This is a genomic window from Synechococcus sp. H55.10, from assembly GCF_047502715.1.
GTDB lineage: Bacteria > Cyanobacteriota > Cyanobacteriia > Thermostichales > Thermostichaceae > Thermostichus.
Map to the genome: position 1 here is coordinate 1 of NZ_JANSJJ010000230.1, position 574 is coordinate 574.

At 51.9% G+C, this 574-nt stretch carries 1 protein-coding gene; it reads left to right on the forward strand.

What is annotated here, in order from left to right; all coding sequences use genetic code 11:
* Window positions 1-357: 357 nt before the first annotated feature.
* On the forward strand, window positions 358-574 hold a 217-nt coding region (locus NW858_RS11990), incomplete at its 3' end, for a hypothetical protein (RefSeq protein WP_414520586.1).

Sequence of the window (574 nt, forward strand, 5' to 3'; positions counted from 1 at the left end):
CACTTGACCTTTGCTGAAGAAGTCTTCTAGCTTGGCGATCTCGGCACTGCTGAGGAAGCGATCGGCCGCATCCGACTGCGCGATGACTTGGGCAACAAGGCTCATAGGTTTTCGACGAGGAACGCTCTACAGGTAACAAAGTAAGTCAGATCCTCAAGATCGAAACCACTTATTAAGAAAAAGTTGTGAATTGAAACTTACTTGCAACAAATTCCCTCTGACCTGCGCTTTTAGTACCGCAATAACCTTGACCCCCTCTTTACCGACCAGGGCGATTGCCAAGGTTTTGAATCGTATCTATTGCTACAGAATCTACGATAGAATTGGTGTGTAGAGGTCAGGGTGGGGAGATCTCTCATGAACGCAACTGCTGAAGCGAGTAGAGTTAGCTTCCTGGCCTGCCATCGGCGGAACATCGCTGCCTCTCTGGCCCATCGTCTAGAAGCAGCCAGGGCAGCCAACAACACCCGCCTGCTGGAGTTGCTGGAACAGGAGCAACGGCAACTAGCAGCAGAGTCCAGCGGCAGGGATCCCTCTGTTTTGGGTCTGCCTGAAAGATGGCGCCACCTTTGGG